Origin of the sequence: Amycolatopsis sp. NPDC005961 (genome assembly GCF_040629235.1) — a bacterium.
Lineage (GTDB): Bacteria > Actinomycetota > Actinomycetes > Mycobacteriales > Pseudonocardiaceae > Amycolatopsis > Amycolatopsis camponoti.
This window is the reverse complement of the sequence record NZ_JBEXVF010000011.1, coordinates 192,474-199,524: the sequence shown is the minus strand read 5'-3', so window position 1 is coordinate 199,524 and position 7,051 is coordinate 192,474. Positions and strand designations below refer to the sequence as shown.

The 7,051-nt window shown below is 71.7% G+C and carries 6 protein-coding genes; 3 read left to right on the top strand and 3 right to left on the bottom strand.

All coding sequences use genetic code 11. From position 1 onward, the window contains the following. Window positions 1–260 precede the first annotated feature (260 nt). Together ABZ342_RS13320 and ABZ342_RS13315 are read left to right on the top strand one after the other, a co-directional pair. A complete protein-coding gene (locus tag ABZ342_RS13320) occupies window positions 261–1,304 on the top strand; it encodes an NAD-dependent epimerase/dehydratase family protein (protein WP_155548727.1) in 1,044 nt (347 codons plus the stop codon). Further along, on the top strand, window positions 1,301–2,335 hold the full coding sequence (locus tag ABZ342_RS13315) for a lysophospholipid acyltransferase family protein (protein WP_360472255.1): 1,035 nt from the start codon (window positions 1,301–1,303) through the stop codon (window positions 2,333–2,335). The genes ABZ342_RS13320 and ABZ342_RS13315 overlap by 4 nt, the downstream gene beginning before the upstream one ends. Before the next feature lie 4 nt (window positions 2,336–2,339). Here the strand turns inward: ABZ342_RS13315 and ABZ342_RS13310 are convergent, their stop codons facing one another. From ABZ342_RS13310 to ABZ342_RS13300, 3 genes are all read right to left on the bottom strand, one after another. Next, window positions 2,340–3,248 (bottom strand): HAD-IB family hydrolase, encoded by a 909-nt coding sequence (locus tag ABZ342_RS13310; protein WP_196425857.1) that lies wholly within the window; start codon window positions 3,246–3,248, stop codon window positions 2,340–2,342. A gap of 85 nt (window positions 3,249–3,333) precedes the next feature. Next, window positions 3,334–4,407 (bottom strand): DUF5667 domain-containing protein, encoded by a 1,074-nt coding sequence (locus ABZ342_RS13305; protein ID WP_360472253.1) that lies wholly within the window; start codon window positions 4,405–4,407, stop codon window positions 3,334–3,336. Between the two features lie 112 nt (window positions 4,408–4,519). After that, the gene (locus ABZ342_RS13300) at window positions 4,520–5,212 is read right to left on the bottom strand and encodes a sigma-70 family RNA polymerase sigma factor (RefSeq protein WP_155548730.1); all 693 of its coding nucleotides are present in this window, start codon (window positions 5,210–5,212) and stop codon (window positions 4,520–4,522) included. A gap of 316 nt (window positions 5,213–5,528) precedes the next feature. On the opposite strand from ABZ342_RS13300, the gene ABZ342_RS13295 reads away from it, so the two are divergent. Next, the gene (locus ABZ342_RS13295; protein ID WP_360472251.1) at window positions 5,529–7,046 is read left to right on the top strand and encodes an AMP-binding protein; all 1,518 of its coding nucleotides are present in this window, start codon (window positions 5,529–5,531) and stop codon (window positions 7,044–7,046) included. Window positions 7,047–7,051: the final 5 nt, after the last annotated feature.

The following is a 7,051-nucleotide window of genomic DNA, read 5'->3' as shown; positions in this document are numbered from 1 at the left end:
GGGGGGGGGCGGGGGGCGGGGGGGGCCCCCCCCGGGCGCCCCCCCGGCCACGTCCATGTGGTGGGCCGGTGCCCCCCGTTCGAGTGAGGCGTTCGTCGCTTTCCGGGGGATAGCGGTTAATAGCACGTAAGACACCCCGGGCCTACCCCTGAAGAGCGGTAACATCTCAACGGTGTCCGCGCGATGCTTCCAGTGAGTGCAGGCTCGCGCACTTCGGGTGACCGTCCACCCCCACCACGCCCTACGCCGCAGGGAGTCGTATGCCGTCGAACATCGTGCTCGTCACCGGGGTAGCCGGCGAACTGGGCGGGAAACTGCTCGCCCGGCTGGGCAACAACCCCGGCTTCGAGCGGGTCATCGGTGTCGACACGGTCGCCCCGGACAAGACGGTGCTGCAGCGCATGGGCCACGCGGAGTTCGTCCGCGCGGACATCCGGAACCCGTTGATCGCCAAGGTGATCAGCACCGCGAAGGTCGACACGGTGGTGCACGCGTCGTGCACCGCGCACCCGGCCGGGCCCGGGCGCCGCACTGCGATCAAGGAAGTCAACGTCATCGGCACCATGCGGCTGCTGGCCGCGTGCCAGCGCTCGCCGCTGGTGCGCAAGCTGGTCGTCAAGTCGACGGCGGCGGTGTACGGCGCGAGTGCGCGCTCGCAGGCGGTGTTCACCGAGGACTCCGAGCTGATCCCGACGTCGTCGAGCGGGTACGCCAAGGACGCCGTCGAGATGGAGGGGTACGTGCGCGGCCTGGTGCGGCGCCGTCCCGACATCACCACGACGCTGTTCCGCTTCGCCAACATCATCGGGCCGTCGACCGACACCGTCCTTTCGCGCTACTTCGCGCTCCCGGTCGTGCCGACCGTCTTCGGGTACGACGCCCGCATCCAGCTGCTGCACTCTTCGGACGCGCTGGCGGTGCTGGAACACGCGTCGCTGAACGACAAGCCCGGCGTCTTTAACGTCGGCTCGGAAGGGGTACTCACTCTTTCGCAGGCGATCCGGCGAGCCGGCCGGGTCGAGCTGCCGATGCCGCGGAGCGTGGTGCCGTCGGTCGGGAAGGTGCTGCGCGGCGCACGCGTCGTGGACTTCTCCGCCGACCAGGTCCGGCTGCTGAACTTCGGCCGGGTCGTCGACATCGCCAAGCTGAAGGGCGAGTTCGGCTACATCCCGCGGTGGACGACGCGTGAGGCGTTCGACGACTATGTGGTCGGGCGCGGGCTCCGGCCGGTGCTCGACGGCGGCAAGCTGGCGGGCCTGGCCGGCAAGGTGCTCGTCGCGGCAGCGACGGGGCAGAGCCGATGAGCAGGCCGCACGATTTGGACGACTTCGGAAGCGAGGCGGAAACCGTGGGCGGTGCCGAGGCGCAGGTCATCCCCCTGCACGGACCGGGCCGGGAAAAGCCTGAAGCGGAACGCGACCTTCGCGAGGAGGAAGCCGCCCGGGCGGACGCGCCGGTCGTCGCCTTCCCCGGCGCCGACCAGCCGGCTCCCGAGGAGCCGCTTTCGGCCGCCGCGCGCTCGGCGCTCGGCTTCATCCGCGACCGGCTGACCGGCGACTACACGGTCGACGAGTTCGGTTTCGACGCCGAGCTGACCGACGCGGTGTTCCTGCCGCCGCTGCGCGCGCTGTACAAGAAGTGGTTCCGCGTCGACACGTACGGCGTCGAGAACCTCCCGGCGTCGGGCGGCGCGCTCCTGGTGTCGAACCACTCGGGCACGGTGCCGCTCGACTCGCTGATGACGGCGGTGGCGGTCCACGACGAAACCGGCGGCCGGCACCTGCGCGGCCTCGGCGCGGACCTGGTGTTCCAGGTGCCGCTGGTGGGCTCGTTCGCCCGCAAATCCGGCCAGACGCTGGCCTGCAACGCGGATGCGGAGCGCCTGCTGGGCAACGGTGAGCTGGTCGGCGTGTGGCCGGAGGGCTTCAAGGGCGTCGGCAAGCCGTTCTCGTCACGCTACAAGCTGCAGCGCTTCGGCCGCGGCGGGTTCGTGTCCGCGGCGCTGCGCGCGGGTGTCCCGATCATCCCGGTGTCGGTGATCGGCGCCGAGGAGATCTACCCGAAGCTGGGCGACATCAAGGTCCTGGCGCGGATGTTCGGGCTGCCGTACTTCCCGGTGACGCCGTTGTTCCCGCTGTTCGGCGCGCTGGGTGCGATCCCGCTCCCGACGAAGTGGAGCATCGAGTTCGGTGAGCCGATCGCGACGGACTCGTACGGCCCGGAAGCCGTGGACGACCCGATGCTGGTGTTCCAGCTGACGGACCAGGTGCGGGAGTCGATCCAGCAGACGCTGTACCAGCGCCTTTCGCAGCGGAAGTCGGTCTTCCGCGGTTGACGCCTCAGCGGCGGCGGTAGGCCATGCCCGCCGCCACCGCGCCGGCCAGCGCTCCGGCGCCCAGCACCGACGGCACGCCGATCTTCGCCGCCTTGCGGCCGGTCCGGAAGTCGCGGATCTCCCAGCCCCGCGCCCGGGCGACGTCGCGCAGCCCGCCGTCCGGGTTGACCGCCACGGCGGTGCCCACCGCCGACAGCATCGGGATGTCGTTCGCCGAGTCCGAATAAGCCGTGCAGCGCTTGAGGTTCAGCCCCTCACGGGACGCCAGGGCGCGCACCGCGTGCGCCTTCGCGCGGCCGTGCAGGAGGTCGCCGACCAAGCGTCCCGTGTAGACGCCGTCGCGGGTCTCCGCCACCGTGCCCAGCGCGCCCGTCAGCCCGAGGCGACGGGAGATGATCGCTGCCAGCTCGATCGGGGTCGCCGTCACCAGCCAGACCCGCTGGCCCGCGTCGAGGTGCATCTGGGCCAGCGCGCGCGTGCCGGACCAGATCTTGTCCGCCATCAGCTCGTCGTAGATCTCTTCGCTGATCGACGTCAGCTCCGCCACCGTGCGGCCGGCCACAAAGGACAGTGCGCGCTCGCGGTGGGTCTTGATGTCTTCCTTGTTCTCGCGGCCGCCGAGGCGGAACTTGATCTGGCCCCAGACGAAACCGGCCAGGTCCGACGACGTGAAGAACTTGCGTGCCGCGAGCCCGCGCGCGAAGTAGAAGATCGAGGCGCCCATCATCATCGTGTTGTCGACGTCGAAGAACGCGGCCGCGGTCAGGTCCGGGGGAGCGGGCGGGGCGGGGGGTTCGGCGACCACGCGGGCGTGGGCGGCCTCGGCCGACGCCTCGCCCGCGAGCGCGGCGAGCCGTTCGAGCTCCTGACTCTTATCCCTGCCACGCCAAGCTGACACGCACACCGCCTCCACGTCTGCCCACGTCCGGCCACGTCTCCCGGTCCTTCGCACAGCGTAGCGAGCCGCCCACTGGCTCGTCGCAGGTGTGGCCCGGACCTCAGCCGATCACGATCGGCGGCAGACCCGGGAGCAGCGGCGGGATCGAAACCAGCGGCGGCGGCTGCGTGGTCGACGTCACGGGGGGCCGCTGCGTGGTCGTCGGGTCCTGGCCGTACACCGGCGGCGGTGTCACCCCGCCCGTCGGCAGGGGCAAGCCCGGGGTCGCCGTCGCGTCGGAGGGCGGCAGCTCGGTGCCGGTCGCCACCGGCGCCGTGCTCTCGGCCGACGACGGCTCGGTCGACGCGGACGTCGGCTCGCCGCCGGAGGAGGGAACCGGCCGCTGCGTGCACTCGCCGGTCGCCGGGAGCGGGCCGAGGTCGTCGGACGCGCCGGTGGTGATCTGGTAGCAGTTCATCCGCTCGACCAGCCCGCTCGTGCGCTCCTGGACCTTGCCGAGCAGGTCGCGCACGTCGCCGAACACGGTCGCCGCGTCCGCGGGGACCTTCGGCTGGTCGGCCGCGAGCCGCGCCGCCTGGTTCCGCGCCCACAGCCGGACGTCGGCCAGCGCCTGCGTGCCGCTGCCGTCGCTGGTCGCCACGGCGGCCAGCTGGGCGACGCCGGCGCGGAGGTCGGTCGCGAAGTCTTCGTACGCGGTCCGGTAGTCGGCTTCGCTCGCGCCCTGTTCGGCCAGCTCGCCGAGCTCGGTGACGCGGTTGGTGGCGAACTCGAGGTGCTTGTGCGCCTTCGCCTGGTCGCCGAAGGTCAGGCCCAGCGCCGTCGACTCGCCCGCCCGCTTGACGCCGTAGAGCGGGTCGCCCGGCAACGCGTTGCGCGAGAGCACCAGCGCCAGGCCGGACAGAACGAGCACGAGGAAGAGCGCGGCGGCCACCAGGTCGGCGGTCCGCGGCCGCCACCTCCGACGCGGGATGGCCGCCGCCGTCTCCAACCGGCCCGCGATCTCCGCGCGGATCCGCTGGCGCGTCTCCAGGTCCGGAGCCCCGGCCGCACCGAGCTCACGCAGCGCACCGACGAGAGCCAGCTCGTCGGCGAACTCGCCGTCCCGGCGTACCGGGGACGGCTCCAGGGCACGCGCGAACCGCTCTATGTCGGCTCGCTCACGCGCAAACCTCACTGCGCTGCTCCATCCGGGCCGTGGCCGGTCCTGACACCGGTCTGGCTGGAGTAACGATTAAGAAGGCGTCAGGGTTACCGGTTTCGGTCGACAGGTCGAAAAGTTCGCGGGATCAGCGCAATCCGGTGGGCAGGAGTTGTGCCAATCGGCGTACCGCGCGGTGCTGGAGCGCCTTGATCGCGCCCTCGTTGCGGTTCATGATCTCGGCCGTCTCCGCCACCGACAGGCCCTGCAGGAACCGCAGGATGATGCATTCCCGCTGGTCATCGCCCAGTTCGGCGACACAGCGGAGCAGCTCGGTGCGGGTCGCGCGGCTGATCGCCTCCTGCTCCGGGCCTGCCTGCACGCTCGCGCCGACGCTGAAGGGCGCCGAACCCGGTTCGGTCACCTCGTCGGTGACGACCTCGAGGCGGAACCGGCTCGACTTCACGTGGTCGAGCACGAGGTTGCGGGCGATGGTGACGAACCAGGCGCCGACGTCACGTCCCTGGTAGCTCACCGACGTGATCCGGCGCAGGGCGCGCAGGAACGTCTCGCTGGTGACGTCCTCGGCGAGGTCGCGGTCGCCCAGGCGGAAGAGCACATACCGGTAGACGACGTCGACGTAGCGGTCGTAGAGCCGGCCGAACGCGGACGAGTCGCCGTCCTGGGCGGCGCGCACCAGGTCCCAGGCCTCCGCCTTCGCCGCCTCGGCGCGCTCCTCGTCGACCGCCTGCCTGCTCAGCGGCACGGACGGCGATCGGCCGAACACGCGCTCGGCGAACATGAAGACGGGGCCGCGGCTCACGGCGGTCGGCACGGTCATCGGGCGGCACCTCCGGCGGCGGCTTCGGCCCTGTGCTGGGCCACGGTACCCCCGGAACCCGGACGAGCAGGGGACTGCCGGCTCGCGTGCCCCACGACGTCGTGGGCAGGCAAGTTCGTCACGGCGACTCCCTCTCTCCGGTCGCGGCGGTGATCAACAACACCCCACGACGCAGTGCAGCATACGTGTAGTTACCGCGAAGTAGGTAGTGGCTCCGAGGTTGCAGAGACGCGACGCTCGCGGCCGGCACCCATGACGTCGCTCCGAATGACAGACTTGCAACGGTTTGGGCCGGGCGAGGAGAGGTGGACCGCGGGTGAGTGCTCCAGAGGGGACGCAGGCAGGGGTCGGCGGGCTGCTCACGCGGGCCGCGGCCACGTGGCCGGACCACCCGGCCGTGCGCGAGACGGGCACCGGGCGAAGCCTGACGTTCGCCCAGGTCGAGGCGCTCGTGCGGGCGCAGGCCGGGCGGCTCGTGGACGCGGGGATCGAGCCTGGCGACCGGGTCGCGCTGCGGCTGCCGACGGCGGTGGACTTCGTGGTCGCGATCTTCGGCGCGCTGCGCGCCGGCGCGGTCGTCGTGCCGCTGTCGCCGCAGGCGCCGGCGCCCGAGTTCGAGAAGCTGCTCGCGCACAGCGGTGCCAAGGTTGTCATCACGCGCGACACCGAGGAGGCGCTGCCGGACGGCGTGACGGGTCTCACTCCGGAATCCGACCCGGATGGCTCAGTCGAATTCGTCGACGACGGCCGGGCGGGCGCCGGCGAGGACATCGCCGTCATCTCCTACACGTCGGGCACCACCGGCCCGCCGCGCGGCGTGATGCTCTCGCACCGCGCGCTGCTGGCTAACCTGGAGCAGCTGAGCGGCGTCGAGGGCGTCCTCACGCACGACGACCGCGTGCTGATCACCATCCCGCTCTTCCACGTCTACGGCCTCGGCCCCGGCTTGCTGCAGGCGGTGTCGGTGGGGGCGACGGCGATCCTGTCGGAGCGCTTCGAGGCGCAGCGCACGTTGGACGACTGCGCCGAACACGGCGTCACGACGATCACCGGCGTCCCGACGATGTACTCCGAGTTCGCCGCGCTCGGCACCGAGGAGCTGCGGGGCAAACTGGCGACCGTCCGGCGGATGACGTCGGGCGCCGCGCCGCTGCACCCGAAGGTGCTGGGCGCGCTTCGCGAGGCGACCGGGGTCGACGTCTACGAGGGCTACGGGCTCACCGAGTGCGCGCCGGTGGTGACGTCCACGCTGGTCACCGGCTACCCGAAGCCGGGCTCGGTCGGGCGCCCGCTGCCCGGGGTCGAGCTGCGGCTGGTCGACAGCGACGGCACCGACCAGGCCGTGCCGCTTGACCCGGACGACGTCGACGACGTCTTCGAGGCCGAAGGCGAGACCGGGCTGGTGTCGATCCGCGGCGCGAACCTGTTCTCCGGCTACTGGCCCGACGGCGGCCACGGGCCGGACGACGAGGGCTGGTTCCGCACCGGCGACGTCGGCTACCTCGACGTCGACGGCGACCTGCACCTGGTCGACCGGGCCAACGACCTGATCATCGTCAACGGCTTCAACGTCTTCCCGACCGAGGTGGAGGCCGTGATCACCGAGTTGCCGGAGGTTGCCGAGGCGGCGGTCGTCGGGGTCGTGGACGAGCGAAGCGGCGAAGCGGTGAAGGCGTTCGTGGTGCCGGCGGCCGGGGCGTCGCTGTCCGAGCAGCAGGTCGTCGACCACTGCGCGGCCCACCTCGCGGGGTACAAGGTGCCGCACGCGGTCGAGTTCGCCGAGTCGCTGCCGCACTCGGCCACCGGCAAGCTGCGCCGCGTGCGGTTGCGGTAATAAGG

Excerpts from the sequence above, each read along its gene's own strand:
- ABZ342_RS13300 (WP_155548730.1), bottom strand. The coding sequence starts at position 5,212 with ATGACCGTGCCGACCGCCGTGAGCCGCGGCCCCGTCTTCATGTTCGCC.
- ABZ342_RS13315 (WP_360472255.1), top strand. The coding sequence starts at position 1,301 with ATGAGCAGGCCGCACGATTTGGACGACTTCGGAAGCGAGGCGGAAACC.
- ABZ342_RS13320 (WP_155548727.1), top strand. The coding sequence starts at position 261 with ATGCCGTCGAACATCGTGCTCGTCACCGGGGTAGCCGGCGAACTGGGC.